The sequence below is a fragment of the Candidatus Krumholzibacteriia bacterium genome (genome assembly GCA_030748535.1).
Taxonomy (GTDB): Bacteria; Krumholzibacteriota; Krumholzibacteriia; order JACNKJ01; family JACNKJ01; genus JASMLU01.
On sequence record JASMLU010000009.1, the window covers coordinates 1 to 24076 of the forward strand.

General features: G+C 57.0%; 20 protein-coding genes. 8 read left to right on the top strand and 12 right to left on the bottom strand.

Annotated elements, in window-relative coordinates:
• The 8 genes from QGH30_07985 to rpmH all read right to left on the bottom strand — a co-directional run.
• Positions 1-269, bottom strand: a 269-nt coding sequence (locus tag QGH30_07985) for a hypothetical protein (protein MDP7022274.1), incomplete at its 3' end; no start/stop codon positions are given.
• 9 nt (positions 270-278) lie between these two features.
• Positions 279-965, bottom strand: a complete 687-nt coding sequence (locus tag QGH30_07990; protein MDP7022275.1) for a T9SS type A sorting domain-containing protein — start codon at positions 963-965, stop codon at positions 279-281.
• 366 nt (positions 966-1331) lie between these two features.
• Complete coding sequence (gene mnmE / locus QGH30_07995; protein MDP7022276.1) at positions 1332-2717, bottom strand: tRNA uridine-5-carboxymethylaminomethyl(34) synthesis GTPase MnmE; 1386 nt, start codon at positions 2715-2717, stop codon at positions 1332-1334.
• Positions 2718-2720: 3 nt separating this feature from the next.
• Positions 2721-3800, bottom strand: coding sequence for an RNA-binding cell elongation regulator Jag/EloR (jag, locus tag QGH30_08000; protein ID MDP7022277.1), 1080 nt, complete (start codon positions 3798-3800; stop codon positions 2721-2723).
• Positions 3801-3802: 2 nt separating this feature from the next.
• Positions 3803-5551, bottom strand: a complete 1749-nt coding sequence (gene yidC / locus QGH30_08005; protein ID MDP7022278.1) for a membrane protein insertase YidC — start codon at positions 5549-5551, stop codon at positions 3803-3805.
• 9 nt (positions 5552-5560) lie between these two features.
• Positions 5561-5800: a membrane protein insertion efficiency factor YidD gene (gene yidD / locus QGH30_08010; protein ID MDP7022279.1), complete on the bottom strand. Its 240-nt coding sequence runs from the start codon at positions 5798-5800 to the stop codon at positions 5561-5563.
• A 2-nt stretch (positions 5801-5802) separates the two neighbouring features.
• Positions 5803-6159: a ribonuclease P protein component gene (gene rnpA / locus QGH30_08015; GenBank protein ID MDP7022280.1), complete on the bottom strand. Its 357-nt coding sequence runs from the start codon at positions 6157-6159 to the stop codon at positions 5803-5805.
• Between the two features lie 24 nt (positions 6160-6183).
• Complete coding sequence (gene rpmH, locus QGH30_08020) at positions 6184-6318, bottom strand: 50S ribosomal protein L34 (protein ID MDP7022281.1); 135 nt, start codon at positions 6316-6318, stop codon at positions 6184-6186.
• A 411-nt stretch (positions 6319-6729) separates the two neighbouring features.
• Between rpmH and dnaA the strand changes: the two genes are divergently transcribed.
• From dnaA to QGH30_08055, 7 genes are all read left to right on the top strand, one after another.
• Positions 6730-8115, top strand: coding sequence for a chromosomal replication initiator protein DnaA (dnaA, locus tag QGH30_08025; protein MDP7022282.1), 1386 nt, complete (start codon positions 6730-6732; stop codon positions 8113-8115).
• Between the two features lie 276 nt (positions 8116-8391).
• Positions 8392-9504: a DNA polymerase III subunit beta gene (gene dnaN, locus QGH30_08030; protein ID MDP7022283.1), complete on the top strand. Its 1113-nt coding sequence runs from the start codon at positions 8392-8394 to the stop codon at positions 9502-9504.
• Positions 9505-9511: 7 nt separating this feature from the next.
• Positions 9512-10612: a DNA replication/repair protein RecF gene (gene recF, locus QGH30_08035; protein ID MDP7022284.1), complete on the top strand. Its 1101-nt coding sequence runs from the start codon at positions 9512-9514 to the stop codon at positions 10610-10612.
• A gap of 10 nt (positions 10613-10622) precedes the next feature.
• The gene (locus QGH30_08040; GenBank protein ID MDP7022285.1) at positions 10623-10934 is read left to right on the top strand and encodes a DUF721 domain-containing protein; all 312 of its coding nucleotides are present in this window, start codon (positions 10623-10625) and stop codon (positions 10932-10934) included.
• Between the two features lie 32 nt (positions 10935-10966).
• Positions 10967-12874 (top strand): DNA topoisomerase (ATP-hydrolyzing) subunit B, encoded by a 1908-nt coding sequence (gene gyrB / locus QGH30_08045; GenBank protein MDP7022286.1) that lies wholly within the window; start codon positions 10967-10969, stop codon positions 12872-12874.
• Positions 12875-12890: 16 nt separating this feature from the next.
• Complete coding sequence (gene gyrA, locus QGH30_08050) at positions 12891-15353, top strand: DNA gyrase subunit A (GenBank protein ID MDP7022287.1); 2463 nt, start codon at positions 12891-12893, stop codon at positions 15351-15353.
• The gene (locus tag QGH30_08055; protein ID MDP7022288.1) at positions 15350-16015 is read left to right on the top strand and encodes a redox-sensing transcriptional repressor Rex; all 666 of its coding nucleotides are present in this window, start codon (positions 15350-15352) and stop codon (positions 16013-16015) included. The genes gyrA and QGH30_08055 overlap by 4 nt, the downstream gene beginning before the upstream one ends.
• 169 nt (positions 16016-16184) lie before the next feature.
• Here QGH30_08055 and QGH30_08060 read toward each other — a convergent pair whose 3' ends face one another.
• Complete coding sequence (locus QGH30_08060; GenBank protein MDP7022289.1) at positions 16185-17210, bottom strand: zinc-binding dehydrogenase; 1026 nt, start codon at positions 17208-17210, stop codon at positions 16185-16187.
• A 55-nt stretch (positions 17211-17265) separates the two neighbouring features.
• On the opposite strand from QGH30_08060, the gene QGH30_08065 reads away from it, so the two are divergent.
• Complete coding sequence (locus QGH30_08065) at positions 17266-18711, top strand: glycosyl hydrolase family 18 protein (protein MDP7022290.1); 1446 nt, start codon at positions 17266-17268, stop codon at positions 18709-18711.
• A gap of 149 nt (positions 18712-18860) precedes the next feature.
• Here QGH30_08065 and QGH30_08070 read toward each other — a convergent pair whose 3' ends face one another.
• The 3 genes from QGH30_08070 to QGH30_08080 are packed head-to-tail and all read right to left on the bottom strand — an operon-like array spanning position 18861 to position 24074.
• Positions 18861-20540 carry a T9SS type A sorting domain-containing protein gene (locus QGH30_08070; GenBank protein MDP7022291.1) on the bottom strand — a complete coding sequence of 560 codons (1680 nt, stop codon included), beginning with the start codon at positions 20538-20540 and terminating at the stop codon, positions 18861-18863.
• Positions 20541-20587: 47 nt separating this feature from the next.
• Positions 20588-21682 carry a heparan-alpha-glucosaminide N-acetyltransferase domain-containing protein gene (locus QGH30_08075; protein ID MDP7022292.1) on the bottom strand — a complete coding sequence of 365 codons (1095 nt, stop codon included), beginning with the start codon at positions 21680-21682 and terminating at the stop codon, positions 20588-20590.
• A gap of 7 nt (positions 21683-21689) precedes the next feature.
• Positions 21690-24074 (bottom strand): SUMF1/EgtB/PvdO family nonheme iron enzyme, encoded by a 2385-nt coding sequence (locus tag QGH30_08080; GenBank protein ID MDP7022293.1) that lies wholly within the window; start codon positions 24072-24074, stop codon positions 21690-21692.
• Positions 24075-24076 lie beyond the last annotated feature (2 nt).

Below are 24076 nucleotides of genomic sequence, written 5' to 3' on the forward strand. Positions count from 1 at the left end.
TGCCAGATTATGCCCTTGCCCACACCAGGCACAACGCCTTCACCCACATCTCCCTGTAGCGAGTCACAGGGAAGACCCCAGGTAAGACCACCGTTCGTGCTGGCTTCCATCCAGACGCGAAGCGTGTCGCCGTCGGCATCCGTGGCATCGAAAAACACAGCGACATTGCCGTTACCGTCTGGAAACTGCTGAAAACTGACATTGTCCACCACGGGTTCGGCCGCCCAAAGGGGGAGGGCCAGAAGCAGAAAGAGGATCGTCTTTTTCATGGCCGCCTCCTATTTGAGCAGCACGAGTTTAGTGCTGCGGATTTCGGTGTTTGTTTTTAGAAGAGCCAGATACACGCCACTGGCCTGGCCCTCTGCCTTCCAGAGAAACTCCTGCCAGCCACGCTCCAGAGTGCCCCGAAAGAGGCTCTCCACATGGCGGCCCGAAAGGTCGTAGATCTCCAGGCTCACGGGGCCGCTCTCGGGAATCGAGAAGCGAAGCTGTGTTGTGGGATTGAAGGGATTGGGCCAGGCGTTCCCGAGCGTCAGGCTTGCGGGAATGTCCAGGCTCTCCGGCCCGTCCGTAGAATCAAAGACGGCGCCATCTGCGCGGGAGAAATTGCCAAAGGCGTCCCGAGCTTCCACCCGCCAAAAGGTGCCGCTGGGCAAAGCGCCGGGAACCGTCCAGTGGTGAAGATAATTACCCGAGGGCAGCATCGGCGTGGAAAACTCATAGAGGACCGTAACCGAGTCCGCCTCCAGCACAAAGAGCTGCACAGCTTCGGGAGCCAGGGAAAGAGAGTCTTCGCTGATCGTCCACTCGAAGTCCACCTCGCCCTCGTACTCGTCGCCTTCTGCTGGTGAGATCGGGGTGATCTCCGGCGGACGGGTGTCCACCGTGCCCGGGGCGCTGACCCCGAATCCCACGGCGGCAAGAGCAAATACAGGAAAGAGCAAACACAGAAAGAGCAGGCGCATGGATCCCCCTTGACACAGCGGTCCCATCCGCATATCCGCTGGTCAGCGAAATAAGTGATAAGGGGATTGTAGCAGAAGCGGGCGGGGGGCTCAAGGGGCTCAGGGGCCAAGAAGGGCAGCCGGGATCACTGCAATTCCGTCCTTACGGCGGTAGGCCTGTGGGCCGCTACGGTTCCGCTCGGCTTGCAGGGCGAGCCCTGGGATACCATTTCGCCATTGTATCGCTTGGTAAAATCTGTCGAGTGCAAGAATTTATCGCGCCGTAACCGCGGCCAGCATATCAGGAAAGAGCTGTTACCCTTTTCAATTACGCATCGTGCGTAACGCACGATGCGTACACGGCGGTTCGTTCTAAGCCCAAATCCACTACTTCCCGATGCAAAAAGAGGAGAAGATGTCGGCCAGAACTTCTTCGCTGATCTCTTGACCGCTCAGTTCATCCAGCTCGGCGACAGCCTCCCGCAGAGAGCGGGCCAGAAGCTCGGACTCGACATCCAGGGCCGCGCCGGTGTCAAGAAGCTCGGAGAGAATCTCCCGACATCGAAGCAGGCGACCTTCCTGCCGCCGGTTCAGGGAGTATTCCACCTCGAGGGACTCCTGTCCCCCAGTGCCCAGCGCCAGTTGATAGAGTTTGTCCTGAAGTTTCTCCATTCCCGAACCGTTCAGGGCTGAAAGTTCCAACACATCCAGACCCGGGGGAAGGGAGCGGGAAAACCGGGAGGGGTCGAAGTCGGGAAGATCGGATTTGTTGATTACTATAAGATCGTTTCCGGGGCGCAGGGCAGACAACTGCGTCAGCGTAGACTTGCTCGCAGGCAGACAGCCGTCCAGCACCCAGACACGGATGCGAGAAAACTCCAGCAACTCCTCGCTGCGGCGCACCCCTTCCTTCTCAACGGGGTCGCTCACTTCACGAAGCCCGGCCGTGTCGTGCAGTCGCAGGGGCAATCCACGCAGGAGCCAGTATTCCCGCAAACTGTCCCGGGTGGTGCCGGCCTCGGAGGTCACAATGGCGCGCTCTTCTCCGAGAAGCGTATTGAAGATCGTGCTCTTGCCGCCGTTCGGCTCCCCGGCAAGAACGACATCCACGCCTTCCAACAGAAGCCTGCTTCCCTCTGCGCCCCCAAGGATTCGGTCCAGTTCTCTGGAAACCCGAAGCAGTTCGCCCTGAAGCTTCTCGCGGGACAGCAGTTCCACGGGGTCTTCCGGAAAATCGATTTCCGCCTCCAGGTCACGCAAAAGCGAAAAGAGGCGACGGCGGCAAGTGAGAAGAGCCGCACTCAGGCCGCCTTGTACCTGGGAAAGAGAAAGCCGCCGCGCTTCCCGACTTTGTCCCGCGATCAGTTCCGACACGGCCTCTGCCTGAAGCAGATCCATCTTGCCGTTGAGAAAAGCACGATAGCTGAACTCGCCGGGCGAGGCTTCGCGAACTCCCATCTCCTGGAGAACACGCAGAAGAACCTGTGCTCCCGCCTGACCGCCATGGATATGAATTTCCAGCATGTCTTCGCCGGTGTAGCTGTCGGGAGCGGGAAAACGCACGAGAAGTGCCTGGTCCATGGCGCGGCCCTCTGTGTCGTGCAAGACCGTGAGGCAGAGCTTGCGCGGAGGAAAATCGGAAAGCTGCCGGGCGGAGCCTGCCAGAGAAAGGAGTGCTTTCTCTGACAGGGATCCACTAAGCCGAATTATGGCGAGCGCACCCTCGCCGGGAGGAGTGGCAAGAGCCGCAATGCTCGTGCCCGGCTCGTTCATGGCCTAGCGATAGCGACGACGACGCGCGGGGGTCGCCGGCTTTTCAGAGGGCTTGTCACCATCTCCTCCACCCGAGAAGGGGCGAGCCATCTGCGCTTCGGGAATGGCGATTTTCTCCAGCGGTCCCTTCATGGGAGCCCCACCCTGGCTGTCCCGGGGAGCGCTGTCGCGCTCATCCCTGCGCGGACGACGGTCCTCGCGGCCCGAAGATCTCCGTTCGCCCGAACGCTCCTCCCGGGGACGATCATTCCTGCGGGAGCGATTCTCGCCGCGGGAACGGTCATTGCCGCCAGAGCGATTGTCACTCCGGGAGCGCTCGCGACCCTCGCCACGACGACCCCGTGAATCACGGGAACGGCCACCCTGATCAGGCTGGTTTCCCTCGGAGGAAACCCGTGTCGATTGAAAACCGGGGTCGGGAATACCATCGTAGGCCGAAGACTCCTCGCCCTCTTCGCCGAAGGCGATCACCACGCGGCGGCGATTGCCATCGCCCACGGTGTAGGTGCGAAGCTGTTCGGAATCGGAGACCTCCATGTGAACCACGCGGCGATCCTGGGCACTCATGGGTTCGAGGGAAATGCTCTTGTGCTTTTCGAGAACTTCCTGGGCCGCCTCGCGAGCCCTTTCCTTCAGAGCCTCTTCGCGACGCTCACGATAGTCGCCTACCTCGATCTCAATCGACATATTCTGGTTGGCGCGAGCCGTCAGGACCCTCTGCGTCAGGTGCTTGAGTGCGTCGAGAGTCTGTCCCCGGCGACCAATCAGAAGACCCTCGCCGTCCTCGGAGTTGATCTGGAAACGGATACGGTCCTCTTCCTGCTTGGTCTCCAGCTTGTACTGGATTCCCAGGAAGTCGACGAACTGGCGAAGGACTCCCTCGGCCTCGGCAAGATCGATCTCGCTCGTGGCCTCAAGAGAGCTGACACGAACCTGAACCTTGCTTCCCCCCAGTCCGAAAATACCGCTCTTGCCCTCATCCAAAACCACGATGCGGGTGTCCTCGCGAGCCAGACCCAGTTCCTTGAGACCCTGTTCAATGGCCTCTTTACGATTTTTTGCGCTAACAACGATGCTATCCATGTTTACCTCGAATCTGCGGTGATTACGGTGCCGCTGTCGTCCGAACCCCGGTGAATGTAGTATTGCTGGGCAACGGTCAGGATGTTGTTCACCAGCCAGTAGAGAACCAGGCCGGAGGGCATCCTGTAGAAAATAAATGTCATGAAGAAGGGCATGATCTTGTTCATGGCCTGTGCCTGTGTAGGCTGACCCACGCCGCCTCCCATTCCCGAGCCGCCGAGCTTCATCTGAAGAACCATGGACAGGCCCATGAGAATCGGGAGAAGGCTGATGGAGTTGTCGATGAAACTGCCAAGAAGGGGAATGTCGAAGGGAAGCCTATAGAGAACATCCATGTTCGACAGGTCGTCAATCCAGGCGACAAAGCCCGCGCCCCGAAGCTCTACCGCGCCCCTCAAGACACGGAAAAGAGCGAAGAAGACCGGCATCTGAAAGAGCAGAGGCAGGCAGCCACCCAGCGGGTTTACGCCATGCTCCTTGTAAAGCTCCATCGTCGCCTTTTGCAGTTTCTGTTTGTCGTTCTTGTACTTCTCCTGAAGCTTCTTCAGTTCGGGCTGAATTGCCTGCATATCCTTCATCGACTTGAAGCTCTTGTGCGAAAGCCGATAGAAGAGAAGCTTCGTGAAAACCGAAAGCAGGATGATGACCAGCCCGTAATTGGGAATGTAGTGGTAGAGCCAGCCCATGAGCCACTTGATGGCGAGAGAGATCGGGCGGATCCACTTACCGAGATCCACCATGTCTTCCAGCCCGTTGCCATAGGCCTTGAGCGGTTCCATCAGGATGGGACCAGCATAGACCTGAAAACCCTGGCTGATCCGGTTCTGCCCACCGCGAAGGTGGATGTCGGCGCGGAAGCCCAGTTTTTCCTCTTCGGAGCTTCCGGTCAAGGTTCCCCAGCCCGTGGGAGAGGCGTCGGGAATCAGGGCCGCCAGGAAGTACTTGTTCTTCGTGGCCACCCAACGAAGACTTCCCTCGGGAGACGGAATCCTTCGATCTCCCTTGAAGCTCCGCAGTCCCTTCTTCTCCAGCTTGTCGCCAAGAAGATAGAAGTTGTGGAAGGAGCGAAGGTCATCCTTGCGGTTCTTCTCCGTGGACTGGATTCCGGCATCCCAGGAAAGCCCGTAACTGCGAACTTCCGTGAAATTTCCCGCAAGTTCCGCATCCACCATCAGGCCAAAATCATAGCGGTCGGCATGGAAGGTGTAGGTCTTGAAGATCATCCCGCCGGAACCGTCCTCAAAGAGGAAGCGGATCGTGGCCTCTTCTCCCGGGGCCAGATACAGGGAATCCTGACCGGCGGGAAGCTCACAGGCAAAGGGAATGCTGCCGGTGTTGAGGCTTCCCCCGGAAAACTCCAGTTCCAGATCCAGAACAGGAGTCGCATCGGGGGCCAGAAGCTGAACATTACCCTCGGCATCGTTGTTCTCGTTATAGGCGTCAAACTCCAGCAGTTCGACCTGTTGGAGAACGGCTCCCGCGCCACTCAGGGTGTAGCGGCTCTTTGGAGTCTCCACAATGATCCTGCGGGCGGCCTCCTGGGGGAAGCTTGAGAAGTCGCTGGCAAACTCCCGGGGAGCTTCGATTGGGGGAATGCTTGATTCCCGTGTCTCCGGATAAGTCTCCGGAAGCGTCTGCTCCGTGGGGACGGGATTCTCTGGAGGGTCGGGAGAATGGCGGCTCAGCCAACCATAGTAGGCAATGAGCAAGAGGAAGATCAGCCCAAAGGCGATCCGGCTCTGTTTGTCCATGCGGGTCCTTTATGCGCCCCGGTCCATATCCTGTGGCTTTGGCACCGGGTCGTACCCTCCCTCTCGGAAGGGGTGGCATCGAAGGACGCGTTTCGTAGCGAGCGTGGAACCTCGAAGGAACCCGTGGGTAGCGACCGCCTCTTCCGCATAGGCAGAACAACTGGGAGTGTGGCGGCAGGAGGCGGGAAGCAATGGCGAAATGAGTGCCCGGTACGCTCGGATCATGGAGAGCAAAAGTCTGGCAATCATCTTCAAGCGGTCCCGGCCTCTTTCTGATACAGGTCCATTCGGGTTAGCAATTCTCTCAGTTCCCCGGTCATTCGGGATAGTTCCCGGTTTCCGGTTCTGGCGCGGGCAACGAGCACATAGGCTCCCGGTCGGTGAATCTGCTCCGCGCAGGCTCGAAAAGCTTCCCTCATCAATCTCTTGATGCGATTCCTCTGAACCGCATTTCCGGTCTTCCGGCTCGCAACGACGGCAAAGTGGAAAGTGTCTTTGCGTTCACTATAGAAAAAAATGAACTCTTTGCCGACGGACTTGCGTCCGGATCGGTATACAGCCTGAAAATCTCGGCTTGGCAGCTTCAGGAATTCTCGGGCGCCGCGCATTACCGGCTCCAGGCTGTCGTCAAACTAAACGGAAACTCGCTTGCGGCCCTTTGCACGCCGCGAGTTTAACACTGCACGCCCGGCCTTGGTGCTCATGCGCTTGCGGAAGCCGTGCTTGCGCTTGCGCTTGAGATTGCTGGGCTGGAAGGTACGTTTCAAAGCTAACCCCCTGAATTGGAAGTCATTAAAGCTAATGAAGGTAGGGGGGAATGTCAAGGCGGGAGAAAGAAATCCACAATCAGGAGGGGGGTTTTCGTCAAAAAAGGGGTTTCGGGCTGCTAAACCATCTGTAATCTATTGAAAACAGATGTTTTGTGATTTTTTCCACATTTTTTCGCCGGAGGTCTTGAAAGCCGGAATCGACTGTGCTAGCTTCGCCTTCTCCTGATTTTTCAGGGGGTTCCAAGGCCTTGGAATCGAGATTTTCCCTTCCGACACCCTGGTTTGACACCCTTGGGCCCCTGTCCTCTGTGGATAAGTCTGCCTAAAATGTGGATAATCTCTTGGAAGTCATTGGAATAAATAGAGTTTTACAGTTTTCCACATTTGGGGAAAATAAGGGGGTGTTCCTTGGCATTGAGTCCCAGTGAGTCCCGGATTCAGCCGTTGGGCAAGGCCGAGGTCTGGAAGCGGGTGCAATCCATTGTGGGTAGCAAGATTCACAGCCAGAGTTATGCGACCTGGATTGCCCCGACCCGCCTGGCAGATCTGAACGAAGACACGATTACGATTGAAGGTCCCAACCAGTTTTTTGCAGACTGGCTGACCCACCATCATCTCGATACCCTGCTCGACGCGGTTCAGGAGACGATCGGCTACCGCCCGGATGTGGAGTTTACTTTCCGGGAAGATTCCGGAGAGCGGGAATCCCGGCTCGATGCCAGTCGCAAGGACATGTTCCTTCGCCGCTACACCCATGATCCCCGGGCCAGTAAAGTGCTGAACCAGCGCTACTCCTTTGACAACTTCATCGTCGGGGGAAGTAACCGGATGGCTCATGCGGCCAGCCGGGCTGTCGCCGAGAGTCTGGCCAGAATCTACAACCCTCTCTTTATCTATGGGGGCGTGGGTCTGGGAAAAACCCACCTGGCCCAGGCGATCGGGCATGCCGTTCTCACAGAAGACCCCAAAAGACGGGTTCACTATGCCTCCAGCGAAAGCTTCATGAATGAGTTGATTTTTGCGATCCGCCGGGGAACAACTCTGGAGTTCAAGGACAAGTACCGAAGCACGGATCTTCTGATCATCGACGATATCCAGTTTCTTGCGGGGCGGGAAAGCACGCAGGAGGAGTTTTTTCACACCTTCAATGCCCTCTACGACAACAACAAGCAAATCGTTGTCACCAGCGATCGACCTCCGAAAGACATCAAGGAACTTGAGGAACGCCTGATCAGCCGTTTTGAGTGGGGACTGATTGCCGACATTCAGCGCCCGGATCTCGAGACCCGGATTGCCATTCTTCGCAACAAGGCCGACAAGGACAAACTCTCGATCCCCGAGCCAGTACTCACCCTGATCGCAGAAAACGTAAAACACAGCATTCGGGAACTGGAGGGAAGCCTGATTCGCCTTCTCGCCTTTTCCAACCTGACCGGACATCCGATCAATGAAGACCTGGTCAAGGAGACCCTCCACGAGTACGTGCGGAATCCGGCCCGGGAAATCAGCCTGTCGGAAATTCAGAAACAGGTTGGAAAGCGCTACGGAATTACCGTTGAGCAAATGAAGTCGGAAAAGCGGAGCAGCAAGATCGTCTTCCCCCGGCAGGTGGCGATCTATCTAAGCCGGGAACTAACCGGCGAAAGTCTGGTGAATATCGGTCGCTCTTTCGGTGGCCGGGATCACACGACCATCATACATGCCTGCCGGAAGATCGATCAATCACTCAAGAGTGATCCCGACCTGTTCCGGGATCTGAATGAACTGAAACAGGGTTTTCGCAGGCTTGGATAAATCCACAATGCAATGTGGATAGACTGTGCATAACATGGAAAAAGGTAGGGGCTGTGGATTTTGGTGGAAAAACGGGCGTACTTATCCACCAAAATCAGAGCTTCTGTGGAAAAGAAAAAAAGCGTAGGTCCCTGTGAAATCGAAGCTTGTCTTTCTTTCCCCAGCGTTTTACACATTATGCACAGGGCCTATTACTACTACTGTTTTCTTTCTTAGAAAAACAAGAAGAAGGAAGACCCGATTTCTGTGGAAAAGGGATCTTCCAGGAGGTAAGGCGTGAAAGTCTCTCTCTCTCAACCCGAGTTGAACCGTATCGCTTCCCTGGCCGGAAACGTGGTTCCTACAAAGTCCACCCTGCCGATTCTCTCTTCCATGCTCCTTCGGGCTGAGGGCGACAAGGTGACTCTTTCTGCGACCGACCTGGATCTGTCTATCACTCTGGTCGTGGACGCGGAAGTAAGTGAAAAAGGCGTGGTGGCCATTCCTGCCAAGAAGTTTTCAGAAATCGTCCGCAAGCTCGACAGCGTAGGCGTGAAAATAGGACTCCAGGAGAGCAAGCTGTCGATAGACTGCGGCCCCAGCCACTTCGTAATGGCCACTCAGGACGCAGGAGACTTTCCCACGCTTCCTGATGCCAAGGGCTTCGAGGCTTTTGCGGCCGATGCCGGTGTTTTTAAGGGGATGATCCGGCGCACCCGCTATGCGGTTTCCACAGACCTTGCGCGTCCGTCCATGAATGGCATCCTCATGGAAATCAGCAAGGAAAAGGTGAGGATGGTGGCAACGGACGGTCATCGTTTGGCCTCTGTTCAGCGCAAGGAAGTTCTTCCGGTCAGCGAAAAGCGCGAAGTGATTCTTCCAACCAAGGCTCTGGATCAACTCCTGCGTCTTCTGCCCGATGATGGAGAAATCCAGATGGGCTTCACCGAGAAGCAGGCATTTTTTCAGATGGACGGAGTTACGCTCTTTACCCGCCTGGTGGAAGGTCCCTATCCGAATTACAAGCAGGTGGTTCCCAAGGGAAATGACAAGGCGATGGTGGTCAACACGGAAAGCATTCTCGTTGCGACTGACCGGGTGTCTACGCTGGCAACCAGCCTTACAACCCGCCAGGTCAAGCTGAGTCTGGACACGGACAAGGTGGGACTGGAAGTCAACAGCCCGGACTACGGACGCGCCCACGAGGAAATTGAATCCGAATACCAGGGTGATTCCATGGCTGTGGGCTACAATTCCGTCTACCTTCTGGATGCCCTGAAAAACATAGGAAGTTCGGAGGTCCGTTTTCTTCTGGATCGATCCGACAATGCCGGGATTCTGGAGCCGGTGGAGGATCAGGACGAAGAACAATATTTTTGTCTTTTGATGCCCCTGAAACTCAGCGAGTAGTTTTCCGGTGAGATTTTCTCGACTCAGGGTGGAGGGATTCAGAAACCTTCAGCCCGATGAACTGACTTTTCACCCGGGGATCAACTGGATTTACGGCGACAATGGACAGGGCAAAACCAACTTTTTGGAAGCCCTGTCCTATGTTGTTTCCGGCCGTAGCTTTCGTCGCTCCCGCGACGAGGAACTTCCCGCTTTCGGGCAGGATCACTTTTTTCTTCAACTCCATCTGGAAGAAGACAATGGAGAAGTTTTCAGTCTGACTTCCTCCTGGAGCCGGACAGAGGGGAGAAGGCTTCGGAATAACGAGCAGACGATCAAGAACTTGTCTGATCTTGTTTCCCTTGTCGGCACGGTCATCTTCGGTCCCGATGATGTGGAACTTGTCAAGGGTGAGCCGGAACACCGTCGTCGCTACCTGGACTTCACCCTTTCAAAAACTGACCCTGCCTATCTTCGTGACCTTATGGCCTACCGAAGAGTGCTTCGTCAAAGAAACCAGCTTCTGAAGGTCAGGGGAAGTGAAGAAGAAATTAGTATATGGACAGAGAAACTAGTGGAACACGGAAGTCGGATACTGGCACGAAGGAAGAGTCATCTACCGGCTCTTGCAGAGATTCTGTCCAGGTCTTACCGTGAAATTGACGGCAATAGTCCCACAATCCAACTGAGTTACCGGAGTGAAACAGAGGGTCTGGGCGAGCAAGAGCTGGCTGACTCGATGAGGACACGTCTTGCAGAGCTGAGAAGCTCGGAAACCTTACAGAGACGCACTTTAGCGGGACCTCACAGAGACGATATGCTCATTGACATCAATGGTCGAAATGCCCGAAAATACGCATCACAGGGACAGAAGCGCTCTGTGGCGATTTCCCTGAAGCTGGCGCAGGCTGAGTTTCTTGCCAGGCTCCGGGAGGATCGCCCAATCGTATTTCTTGATGATGTATTTAGCGAACTGGATCCGGGTCGTCGGGAACGGCTTTGCCGTCTTGTAGGTCGACAGTACCAAACATTTCTGGCGACCCCGCGCGCAGACAGCGTGCCACTGGAATTGTTTCCCTCCCTGAAGCGTTTTTCTATTCAGGAAGGCCGACTGAGCCAGGAAACCTGAGCGGAGTATGATGCGCCGACGCAGCACTAAAATGGAAGAACCGGAAGCTCTGGCTTCCATTCTTTCGTCGGTCATGGACCGAATGGGGCTGACTCGTGCCTTTCGGGAAAGGGAAGTGGTGGAGCGGTGGCCCGACCTGGTAGGGGAGGACCTGGCCAGGAACTTCAAGGCTTTGAGAATCCACCAGGGAGTTCTCTACCTGCATTCGGAGAGCTCCGCCTGGAGCCAGGAACTGCACTTTATCAAAGCGAAGTTACTGTCTCGCCTGGAAGAAGAATACGGACCCGGAATGGTGAAAGACATCCGAGTGAGTGCCCGATGAAGAACACGACAAAGGAAAAAGACAAAACAAGCATGGACAAGAAGCAATACGGTTCAGACAGCATTCAGGTTCTCAAGGGACTGGAGGCCGTGAGAAAACGGCCCGCCATGTACATTGGCGGAACCGGCCCCAACGGTCTTCACCATCTCGTCTATGAAGTGATAGACAACTCTGTCGACGAGGCCATGGCCGGTCATTGCACGGAGATTCTTCTGGAGATTCTCGACGACGGTTCCGCGCGCGTTACCGACAATGGTCGCGGGATACCCGTGGACCTGCACCCCACGGAGAAAAAAAGTACACTGGAAGTAGTCATGACCACCCTGCACGCTGGAGGAAAGTTCGACAGCGACTCCTACAAGGTGTCCGGCGGGCTGCATGGCGTGGGAGTCAGCGTAGTCAATGCGCTGAGTGAATGGGCGACGGTTACGGTTCGCCGTGAAAACGAGGTGTGGTTTCAGGAGTATCGGCGCGGGGTTCCCGAAGGAGAGGCTCGCATAATCTCGGCCGGCGAAGGCAGCGATGCAGACGGAACCACGGTTCACTTCATGCCCGACCCGGAGATCTTCGACACCACGGACTTTGAGCTTCATGTGCTGCGCGTCCGGCTTCGCGAACTGGCCTTTCTGAACAAGGGGCTGAAAATCAGGATTCACGACGACCGCAGCTCCGAGAAAGAGGAGTTCTATTTCGAGGGCGGGATCGTCGAGTTTGTGCAGTTCATGAACGAGGGTAAGCACCCGCTCTTTAGTACACCCTTCTATCTGAACTCCGAGCGAGAGGGCGTACAGGTGGAAGTGGCCCTGCAGTACAACGAAGGTTACAACTGCACGATCCAGACCTTTGCGAACAACATTCACACTCTGGAAGGGGGAACCCACCTGGCGGGTTTCCGAAGCGCGCTGACCCGAACCCTGAACAACTACCAGCAACAGATCAGCAAGAACGGAAAGACCATTCTCGGGGGAGATGATGTTCGGGAGGGCTTGACGGCCGTGGTCAGTGTCAAGATTCCCGAACCCCAGTTTGAAGGTCAAACCAAGGCGAAGCTCGGCAATGGAGAGGTTCGGGGAATCGTGGAGAATCTCTTCAACACCCGCTTCCGCGAGTTTCTGGAAGAACACCCCAAGTCTGCAAAGTCCATTACCAGCAAGTGCGTGGCCACCGCACAGACTCGGGAAGCCATGCGCAAGGCCCGCGACATGGCACGAAGAAAGAGCGCTCTCGACAGCGGAAGCCTTCCCGGAAAACTGGCCGACTGCAGCGAGCGGGATCCCGAGAAAACAGAACTCTATCTGGTTGAGGGAGAAAGCGCCGGGGGCAGCGCCAAACAGGGGCGCGACCGCTCCTTCCAGGCCATTCTTCCCTTGAAGGGTAAGATTCTGAATGTGGAGAAAGCCGCGCCGAACAAGGTCTTCTCCAATGAAGAAGTTCGCACGATCATCACGGCCATCGGAGCGGGCATCGGCGAGGATTTCAATCGCGAAAAGACCCGCTACGGCAAGATCATCATCATGACCGATGCCGATGTGGACGGTGCGCACATCCGCACCCTGCTGCTCACTTTTTTCTATCGCAAGATGCCGGAGCTTCTCGAGGGCGGGCAGATCTACATTGCCCAGCCACCTCTTTACCGGCTCAAGAAGGGCAAGACCGAGGTCTATGCCCACGATGAAGAGGAAATGAAGGATAAGATGGAGGCTCTCGGAGGAGATCCCAGTAAGGTCTACCTTCAGCGCTACAAGGGTCTTGGTGAAATGAACCCCGGTCAGCTCTGGGAAACCACGATGGACCCGGCCAGCCGCACCATTCTACAGGTTTGCATTGAGGATGCTCTTGAAGCGGACCGTCTGTTTACCATTCTGATGGGCGATGAGGTCGAGCCTCGTCGTGCCTTTATTGAAACCTATGGCGACTCATCCATCGAACTGGATATCTAAGTAGAAAGAGAAGTCAATGTCTGACGGCGAACGCATTATTCCGGTAGATATCGAACATGAGATGAAACGCTCATACCTGGCGTATTCACTCTCGGTCATTATCTCCCGCGCCATTCCCGATGCACGGGACGGTCTGAAGCCCGTACAGCGGCGCATTCTTACCGCCATGAACGACCTGAACCTGCGCCCCGGCCGCCCATACCGGAAGTGCGCAAAGATCACCGGTGACACGGCCGGCAACTACCATCCACATGGAACCCAGGCAGTCTATGACACTCTGGTTCGTATGGCTCAGGACTTTTCCCTGCGCTATCCGCTCGTGGACGGGCAGGGAAACTTCGGTTCCGTAGACGGCGATTCCGCTGCCGCAGAAAGATACACGGAAGCCCGCATGACGGCGGTGGCAGAAGAGCAACTCCGCGACCTCGACAAGGAGACCGTGGACTTTGTTCCCAATTACGACGACAGCCGCATGATGCCGTCGGTGTTACCCTCTTCTGTTCCCAATCTTCTGATGAACGGGGCCTCCGGCATTGCCGTGGGTATGGCGACCAACATCCCCCCACACAATCTGGTGGAACTGGTGGACGGCTTGATGGCCTGTTTGTCCGATCCTGAAATCAGCACCCGGGAACTGATGACCCATGTAAAGGGGCCGGACTTTCCGACAGGTTCCATTATCTATGGTACTGGCGGAATCCGTCAGGCCTATGAAACCGGCCGTGGCAGGATTCTCGTAAGAGGTCGTGCGGAACTGGAGCCGGACGGCAAGAGTGGACGCGAGCGCATTATCGTCACCGAGATTCCCTATCAGGTGAACAAGGCCAGCCTGATCGAGAAGATCGCAGAGTTGGTCAAGGCCGGGAAGGTTCAGGGAATCCGGGACATCCGCGATGAATCGGATCGCAACGGCATGCGTGTGGTAATCGAGCTGAAGAAGGATGCTCAGGGGCAGGTAATCCTGAACCGGCTTTTCAAGCTGACCCCCCTGCAACAGTCATTCAGTGCGAACATGCTGGCGCTGGTCGATGGACAGCCGAAACAGTGTGGCATTCGCGAACTGATGAACACCTTTCTCGGACACCGCGAGGAAGTCATTGTTCGCCGTACCCGCTTCGAACTGAACAAGGCGGAGGAGAGGGCGCACATCGTTCAGGGCTTGCTGGTGGCCGTCGAGAACATTGACGAAGTGATCAAGGTCATTAAGTCCAGCGCCGATGTGGACGAAGCCCGCACCCAACTGATGAAGCAGTTCACTCTTAGTGAGGCTCAGGCTCGTGCGATTCTCGATATGCGCCTTGCCAGGCTGACAGGCCTGGAACGGGACAAGCTGGAAAACGAGTACCGGGAGCTTCAGGAGACCATCGACCGACTTCGCTCCATCCTGGGCGATCGCGAAGAGGTGCTGAATCTGATTAGGGAAGACCTCGGCAAACTCAAGGATCGCTTCAACAGTCCGCGTCGCACGGAGATCGCTCCGGGTCTGGAAGACTTCGAGGACGAGGACCTGATTCCCGACGAAGAGATGGCGATCACGATTTCCCATTCCGGCTATGTGAAGCGCACCCCTCTGGACACTTATCGCCGCCAACGCCGAGGCGGACGCGGGGTATCCGGCATGAGCAGCAAGGAAGAGGACTTCGTGGAGAAGGTGGAAGTCGCCTCCACGCACGACATCTTCCTGATCTTTACCAACTTCGGTCGCGTACACCAGATCAAGGTCTGGGAAATCCCCGCAGGCGGCAGAACTGCCCGCGGAAAAGCCTTTGTCAACATGCTGGGACTTCGCCCTGGCGAAAAGACCATGGCCCTGGTTCGTGTGGACGACTTTGATGCCGAAGACCGATGGATCGTCATGGCCACGGCCTCCGGCAAAGTGAAACGCACACCTCTGGAAGATTTTGCACGCCGACGCCGTGGTGGAATTGTCGCTCAGGGTCTGGGAGAGGGTGACCGTCTGGTGGGCGCCGATCTGGTAGGGGAAGGCGAAGACATTCTTCTGGCCAAGAGCGATGGCCGGAACATTCGCTTCGGCGTGGAGAAGATTCGCTCCATGGGCCGCAGCGCTCGGGGTGTTCGGGGTGTAACGATTCGCGGCGATGAAGAAGTGGTCACCATGGTGACCCTGCGCGATGACCGGAGCCTTCTTACTATTACAGAAAAGGGATACGGCAAGCGCACGCCCCTGAAAAACTATCCGGTAAAAGGCCGGGGGGGACTGGGAGTCATCGACATCAAGACCTCGGGGCGCAATGGTCGCGTGGTGTCGGTAATCCCGGTCAATGAGAATGACGAGTTTGTTTTGATAAGTCGTGGTGGTGTTCTGATTCGACAGGCCGTGAAGGATATCTCCCGGGTGGGAAGAAACACCCTGGGGGTTCGTGTGGTGAAGCTGGACGAAGGGGACCGCGTGGTTTCCCTGGCCCTGATTCCCCGAAATGGAAACACCGAAGGCGAGAACCCAAAGGAGGCGCCATGAGGGATGAAAGTACCGGAAACATCAAGGGAGGCGCCAGCGAGGCGACCGTCCGAAGGCTTTCCAACTACTTCCGCATTCTTGAGGACATCAAGGATGAGGGTGGGGAGACAATTTCCAGCGAAAAACTCGCCGCCCGTTGCGGCATTACGAGCGCCCAAGTCCGCAAGGACTTTTCCAGTTTCGGCAGCTTTGGTCGCAGGGGGCTGGGTTACAATGTGGAGGGTCTGAAGGATACCATCGGCAAGATTCTGGGAATCAATGAAGAGTGGAACCTCCTGCTTGTCGGTGCAGGCAACCTGGGTCACGCGCTATTCCAGTACGAGGAGTTTCACAAACAGGGTTTCCACATTTGTGCGATCCTTGACAACAACCCCGCCAAGATTGGACAGGAGTGGGAGGGTCGGCACATTCACGCCATGGAGGATCTGGACTCCATTGTAAAGGAACGAAAGATCCGCATGGGGATTCTCGCCATCCCCCCGCAATATGGGCAGAATGTAGCCAACCGTCTGGTGGATGCGGGAGTTGAGGGGATCCTGAACTTTTCCCCCACCAAGCTTTTCATGCCGGATCATATCTATGTCCGGAATGTAAACCTCGCCATTGCGCTGGAGAGCCTGAGCTATTCTCTGAGCAAGCACGAAAGACTGAAGCTGTTCTAAACCATGTGAGAAGACCCTTTGTCCTCTCTTGCACGGGCAGGGGCGGTCTTCCCGGATTGTCGCGGCCCGTCAGGGGAAGAGCGGGGTACTGCCCAGCCATCTTGATTTGTTTCAACGGGATGCGACTTATGAACATCCGATGTTCAATTATACACGCCCCCCACGCGCTCTACAGCTCCAGCACAATCTTCCCGAACTGCTCGCGGTCGGCCATGCGCCGATGCGCTTCCCGAAGCTCTGTAAAAGGCAGCACGCAATCAATGACTGCCCGAAGGTGTCCCTCGGAGGCAAGGCGTAAGATCTCCGGCAGACTGTCACGACGACCCATGGTGCTTCCCAGGATGGACAGGTTCTTGAAAAAGATCGGTCTCAGGTCGGCCTCGATCCTTGCACCACTCGTAGCACCGCAGGTGACAATTCTGCCACCGGAAGCAAGCGACCTCAGGCTTCCGGCAAAGGTTGCTTCCCCCGTGTGTTCAACCACGATGTCCACGCCCTTCTTAGAAATGCCGCGAATCTCTTTTGCGAAATCCGACTTGCAATAGTCGATCACATGCTTTGCCCCCAGTTCGGCGGCCTTTTCCAGCTTGGCCTCGCTTCCCGCGGTAGCGATGACCTCGGCGCCGAAGTGTTGGGCGATCTGGATGGCCGCGCTGCCCACGCCGCTGCCGGCTGCATGGACGAGCACGGTGTCTCCCTGTTTCAGGCCGGCCTTGGCGACCAGCATTTCCCAGGCGGTCAGGAAGACCAGCGTCATGGCGGCGGCTTCTTGAAAACTCAGGGAGTCGGGGATGCGGAGAGCGGTGTCGGCGGGGATGCGGAAGTATTCGCACTGCACGCCATCGCAACTTTCGCCGTAGATGCCGTAGCTGCGGCACCTATGATCCAGTCCGGACTTGCAGGCGGCACAGTTTCCGCAGGAGTAGCCGGGCGGCACTGCCACCCGGTCGCCGATCTCGAAACCCCGGACCCCTTCGCCAATTTCTGCGACAAGGCCGGCGCCGTCGCTTCCGGGAGTGATGGGGAGCGGAAAGACATGACCGGGAACTCCGCGGCGCACCCAGGTGTCGAGGTGGTTCAGGGCGACCGCTTTCATTTCAAGAAGAAGCTCGCCGGGTCCCGCTTTCGGGCGGGGAAGTTCCTCGATCTGCAGAACTTCCGGGCCACCGTGTTCATGGATTCGAACTGCTTTCATCTCAAGCTCCTCCGGGAAAATGCCGATAAATTCATGGTATACTGGAACTGTCCTGATGGCAAAGACAAGGCTTCTCATGAAACCGGTTCTTCTCCTGCTTCTCTGTTTCTGCCTGTTGCCGATCGCACTCGGCGCGGAAGAATCGATTCATGCTCGCGAGCTTCGCGAGTGGAAGGCCCGGGAACTCTCCGGCTGGCAGGGCTGGCAGGATCCGCAGAACCTTCCCGTGGCGCCTCTGGCGCGATCCCATCGCAATACCACCCACGAAGTTCACGGCTACCATCCCTACTGGATGGGCAACGCCTATGAGGACTACGACTGGGATCTATTGAGCACGGTGGCTTTCTTTTCCCTGGAGCTAAGCTCTACGGGCGATATCTCGAACAACCATGGCTGGCCCTGGACAGGGCTGGTGGAAACGGCTCACGACAACGGGGTTCGGGTGCTGCTGACGGCAACCATGTTTCTCTCCTGGGATTTGACCGTCCTGCTTTCGAGTGCAAGCAATCGCAGCAACGCGATTTCCCAACTTGTCTCCGCAGTGACGGAAGGCGGAGCCGATGGCGTGAATGTCGATTTCGAGGGCGTGGCCTGGGACCAGCGGAGTAACTATGTTCTCTTCCTGCAGGACCTTCGCATTGCCCTGGATGCCGCCTTGCCGAACGCCTATCTCTCGGTTGCAACGCCGGCCGTGGACTGGTCCGACGCCTACTGGTACAGCGCGATTGCCAGCTACAGCGATCACCTGATGGTCATGGCCTATGATTTTCACTACCCGGGAAGTTCATCGACGGGACCGGTCGCGCCTCTTGCTAACTGGGGAACCTACAATGTCACCTGGAGCATAAACGACTATCTCAACAAGGGTGTTGCCGCAAGCAAGCTGCTTCTGGGAGTTCCCTACTACGGCTACCTCTGGTCCTGCGCCAACGGAGAACCCGGGGCCCCCACCTATGGATGGGGAACGGCCAAGACCTTCGCAGAAGCCTATCCCGAAGCGCTGAACTACGGCCTGCTCTGGGACGGCGCCGGACAGACAAGTTGGTATCGTTACAATTCCGGTGGCTGGTATCAATGCTGGTTCGAGGACGACCGCTCTTTGACCTTCAAATACGAATTTGCCATCAATGAGAACCTGGCCGGCATCGGCATCTGGGCGCTCGGCTATGACGGAAGCCGCAGTGAACTCTGGACCGCCCTGGACGACGCCTTCGGCACCCTGGCCGACGCGGTTCCCCTTTCTGCACAGCTCAAGCTGGAAGCCTGGCCCAATCCCTTCAATCCCCGCACCCGCATTCGGGTAAGCCGCGAAGAGGCTGGACCATTGAATCTTGTAATCCACGACCTTCAGGGTCGCAGCGTACAGGATCTCTTTCACGGTCAAGCGGGAGAGGTGCTGGAACTGGACTGGCAGGCGGAGAACTTGCCGTCCGGTGTCTACCTCCTGCGAGGAAGCGCCGGGGGGCCGCTGTTCAGCAAGAAGCTGCTTCTCTTGAAGTAATCAGGATTGAAAAACATCTTCAATACTGGTCCAGGAGCGAAGCTGAACCCCTCTCGCCCCTTGGATCTCAGATTCCAGGCTTCTGTGAATGTATTTCATCTATGACAAATATAAACCACGACTTTAGATATGTCAGGGTCTGCGGCAACTCAGCGTAGCAAAACCACGCGTCCCCTTCGAACTCCCTGATCATCGCTCAGCCGGAGAAAATACACCCCCGACGGGGAGCCCTGTCCACTCCAGCGAAGCTCTTCCCCGGAGGAGAAACTCTCCTGGTGGACCCTTTTTCCCTGAGCATCAAAGACCTCCAGCGCAGAAGGCCCGGTCAGTCGGTCGCGATGGCCACAAGAAATCAGGACCTCTTCCCGAAAGGGATTGGGGTGGAATTGCAGGCTTTCGCGAAGCCCCGAGACCGGCGCGGCCGTCGGGTTTTCCAGCAGATCAAAGGGATAGTCGAAGACCTCCACAAGGAGATCTCCGTTCCAGTCGGGCGCGTTGAAGGAATAGGTCCCATTGACCAGGGGCAGGGTGATCGAAGTACCGCCCAGGTCGTCTGTGGGATCTCCCACTCCGATGATCTCGAAAATGTCGTACTTCTCGTCCCAGTCGATCTCTTCTGCCCAGAGATCCACACGCAGTTCCGTTTCCCCCTCCTCGACCATGGCGTCGAAGATGGAGTGGTTCAGGATCAGGGTGCTTCCATGATCGCCGAACTCGTAGATTGGTGAATTGGCGGCCTCCCGGTGTCGCTCTGTCAGCGGGTCGGTGATCTGCCACAGGTCTTCAGCAAGCGGCGACCAGACGCGGTTCTGGATTACGATTTCTGCGGGCGTAAAATCCCAGGCCCAGTCGTCCGGTTCGTGCATGTCTTCTACCTGCGTGCGGGTCAGGGTAACCCGCGCCCGCTTTCTTCCGGTAAGAAAAGAGGTCACAGTGGCCCAGGCGGCCGGGTAGTCAGCCAGCGAGTAATGGTCCACATCGAAGTAGCCCTGCATTGGTGTCAGACCCAGAAACTGCGAAGCGGGAAGCACTTCGTGAAAGTAGGAGTCGTAGAGACCGACCACGCCATCGTTGGGCTGAAACTCACCCAGAAGAAGCATGGCATCGGTCATGTAGCCGTCGTTTGCACTGTCGTTGACCGAACCCATCATACTGATCAGGATATTTCCATAATCAGGATTGTCCGCCTGCCAGCGAGGGGAGTGTAGGTGGGTCTCTACCCAGTCGTAGTGCAACTGGTCTACATCCAGGCTGGGAACCGAAAATTCTTCCCAGAGGAAGATCATGACATCGTTGGAAGCCGCCCAGTGCCCGCTGAGAACCCCTTCCGCAGAAAGCCATCGTGCAATCTTGCCCTCGCTCGCCAGTCCCTCGACATCTTTCTCGATGAGCCAGCGAGTGACAAAGCTGCCATAACTTCCACTGAAGAAATTGATCTGCTCAGCTCCAGAGATTTCCAGAATGCGCCGCGCGTACTTTGCCACAATCAGGGCGTAGCGGGGAACGCCGCCACCCCACTGGGCATTGATTGCATCGAGGTCGGCCAGATCGTCGGCATCGTAGTAGTCGGGCGGAGTGTCGCCATAGTAATGAGTGGAGGCAACGCAGTTGGGAAAGTTGATTCCTCCCGGCTGACCAATGTGAGGAAGCCCGGCCAGTTCAGCGAAGGGGGTCATGGAGTCTTCCCAATCGTCTTCGCCGAAGACCCCGACCTCACTCCAGCCGTCCGGGTTGAATCCGTGCACGAAAATCGTGGCAGTGCGGTTGGGGTCATGAGTGGCAAGTGCAGGAATAGCCAGTAGAAGACAGAGTGCTACGACACGCTTCATCAGAATCCTCCCATTCTGTTCAGCGTAATTGTAGCACAGCCACCGGGTCAGATCATGCGAATGAACTTGTTCTTAGAGCGCTTCTTGACTTTCCCAAACCAGATTGCCAGGGGAAACATGATCAGGAGCAAGCCCGCGAGACCCACAAAAGACGCCAGCACGGCGCCTTCGCGATAGTAGATCCCCAGGCGTTTTGTGAAGATCGCAAGCAAGGGAATGTGCACCGCGTAGAAGAAGAGCGGAACCCGACCAACGACCCCAAGGGGAGAAAGAATGTTGCTGCGCTGACTGATGAAGTCAAAGATCCCGACCATGAAGATCACGGCTCCCGCAAACCAGACCTGGTGAACCAGGTTGGGCGGGTACTTCTGGACCAGGAAGAAGGACCAGTCAAGAAAATCGGAGTAGGGAAAGATGTTTCCGAAACCGCGCCCCAGGCGGATCAGCCAGGCCAGGGCAACCAGACCTGCACCGATTCCGAGAGTGTTTCGTGCGCGCTTGACAGGATCCGTCCAGCGCTCAAACCAGAAGTGCGCCATCACCGAGCCCAGCACGGCGAGGGAAAACCAGGGCAGAATCGGATACTTGTTGTAATCGCCCGCGTCCCAGAACAACTGAACCGGAATGTGAATCCAGCTTTTGAGATCGTAGGGGATCGAAAGCAGGAAAGGTTGTGCGAGAAAGAGGCCGGCGGCCACGAGAAGCCTTTGCCACCACTTCCAGCGAACGATAAAGACCAGCAGGATCATTGCGCTTCCGATGGTCGCAATGATTCCAAAGTGGTTGAGGCGAAGGCGGCTGAAAGCACCCCAACTGGAGTTCACCCAGAAGAGCTGAACCAGGATCAGGAAGATCCCGCGCTCGATCAGTTCCCATCGTGCACGCCAGGGGCTCGTGCCGTGCTTGAGCCGCCGTTGGAAGGCCCAGTAGACCATCGCTCCGTTCATCATCAGGAAGCCGGGCGCACAGAGGTAGCCCATGTAGCGAAGCCAGAACTGTCCCGTGCTGGCAAAATAGGGGTCCATGGGATCCAGGCTGTGCCAGACATGGTTGAAGTAATAGTTACTGTGACCGAGAGCCATCATGACTCCGATCAAACCGCGAAAACGGTCGATAAAGGTAAAGCGTCCCGGCTTGGCCATCGTTCTCCTAGTGAAGTGTTCTCACGACTCTGAATCCTACCGTGTCGTCGGCGCTGTCCGGGTAGCGAGAACCGCGCGAAGCGGAACGGCAATCGCTGGCAAAATAGAACCAGCTTCCGCCGCGAACCACGCGCTGATCTCCGGTCCCGGGTCCCTGAGGGTCGAGCACCGGATCTTCTCCCAGCGCCCCGTACCAGTCCCAGCACCATTCCCAGACATTGCCGTGCATGTCGTAAAGCCCGAGATCGTTTGCATCCATCTGACCCACATCGTGGGTGCTTTCCCCGGAGTTTCCGCAGTACCAGCCAAGGTTGCCAAGCACCGGGTCAATGTCGCAACCGGTAAAGGTGATGCCGCCGCCCGAGAAAGCCTCTTCGCTTTCCGCCCGGCAGAGCCATTCCCATTCAGCTTCCGTGGGAAGACGCCAGCCCTCGGCATCCTGGTTCCAGCTAACCGAGGAACCGTCGATGCTATAGGCTTCCCCGTAGCCATCGGCCACAGAACGAAGGTTGCAGTACTCGACAGCCTCCAGCCAGGTCACGCTTTCCACAGGGAGATTGTCGCCCGTGAAAGCAGACGGGTTTTCCAGTCCCATAGCCACCCACTCCGCCTGCGTGACTTCGTAGGGAGAGGCAAGAAGCGTGTCGCTCAAGGACACCAGGTGCTCCACCTCATCGAGTTCACGACCGGACTCCGTCAGGGGGCTTCCCATGGTGAAGGTCATGTTGGTTCCCGCAAAAAGCCCGTCCACTTCTTCGCTGTCAAAGACATGGCCGGCGCCATCGTCGAAGTGGAAAGAGAAGCGGTGGGATCCGGGATCAAGAAGAGTTTCGTAGCGATAGAGAGCGCCCGTGTAAAAGTCGCCGGAGACGAAGCTCATGGAAAAGCTTGCCCCATCAATAAGGACTTCGTGCGAGACTGGCTCCAGGGAATCCTCATTCAGGTAGACCGCCTCAAAGATAAAGGTGTCGGTGATCTCGCCCGTCATCTGGTTGACCCCGGAAGAGGCTAGCACCATGCCGCTGAAAGTCTCTGCGGCATCGGAGGAAGCGATTGCGGACTGAAGTCCCGCATCGTCCAAAGTTCGGATGGCAAAGTAGGCGGTCTCACCGGGCGTGAAGCCGGAGATCGTCATACCTTGCGTCTCGCCGGGAAGCCCGGGAAGGGGTGCGCCTGACAGCGGAGTGGCGGCGTCCCATTCTACTTCACTGGCGATCGGGGAGGAGGACTGGCGGACATTAAGAGAACTGGCCTGTCCCTGGAAACCATCGTCCCCACCGGCCTGCCAGCTCAGGGTCAGGCTTTCAAAGCCACTGGCCAGAGCGGCGAGATTGACAACCGCGCCAGGAGACACCTGATCCACAAAGGCGGCGCCCTCGAGAACCAGCAGGCCTTCTTCCTGATCAGTGACCAGAATGAGACCGTCCGGAGTCAGGCAAAGATTGGTCGCATAGCTGCTCATGACATTGCCGGCATAGACCATGTTCGCCGGGTCGGAGACATCAATGACATGAACTCCACCCGTTGCGGCTGCAAGGAAAGCCAGGCCATCGCGCACGACAATGGAGCGACTGTAGGCGGCAAGGTCGAGTTCTCCCACGAGAACCGGGGTGCTGCCGCCGTCGATCTGGAAGGCCACGATGCCCATGGTTCCGTCGGCGATAAAGGCGTAGTCGCCATCAAGGGCCACGTCCAGAGCGTTCCCGCGCGTGTCGGCCCAGGAGACCATCTGCACGGCACCCAACTCCAGAACGCTGACATCCAGCACCGCGAGTCCCATTTCGTCGTCAGCGACATAGGCAAAGCCGTCCCGCACCTCAATGCCCATGGCCCGTCCCTGTGTGCCGGCGAAGACACCGTTGTATTCCAGCAGCCCGGGCACCTCCGGGTTTGCCTGAAAGACCCGGATTCCTTTCCAGCTTTCTGCAAGAAAAACCGTGAAAGGATCTTCCGGATTCTCCGGCTCCAGGACATAGAGCCCGTTGCCGTCCACGGCCGTGGTTCCCTGTTCGTAGGAACTCGTGTTTCCGGGATCCGTGATGTCATAAGAAGTGATTCCCTCGGTTCCCTCCACAACCAGCGCGATGTCGGTCATGGAGCCACCGAAGAAAGTGCGTGTGAGCGCAATGCTCTCGGCGTACTTCGTTGTGTTCAGGGTCATCATCAGCACCGGGTCAGAGGGCGTGGAGATGTCGACCACATGAAGCCCTGCCTGCCCGGCCGCGACAAAGGCATAGTCATCCATCACGGCGACGCCCTCATTCATGCTGGGAAGGAGAACCTGCCCCACCGGCTGGTAGGGAGAGTCCGGAGTTTCATAAAGATCCTGGATTCCACAGCCCAGCGTTAGAAGAACAGCAGGCAGGAAGATCGAAGTCAGTCGCTTTCTCATGG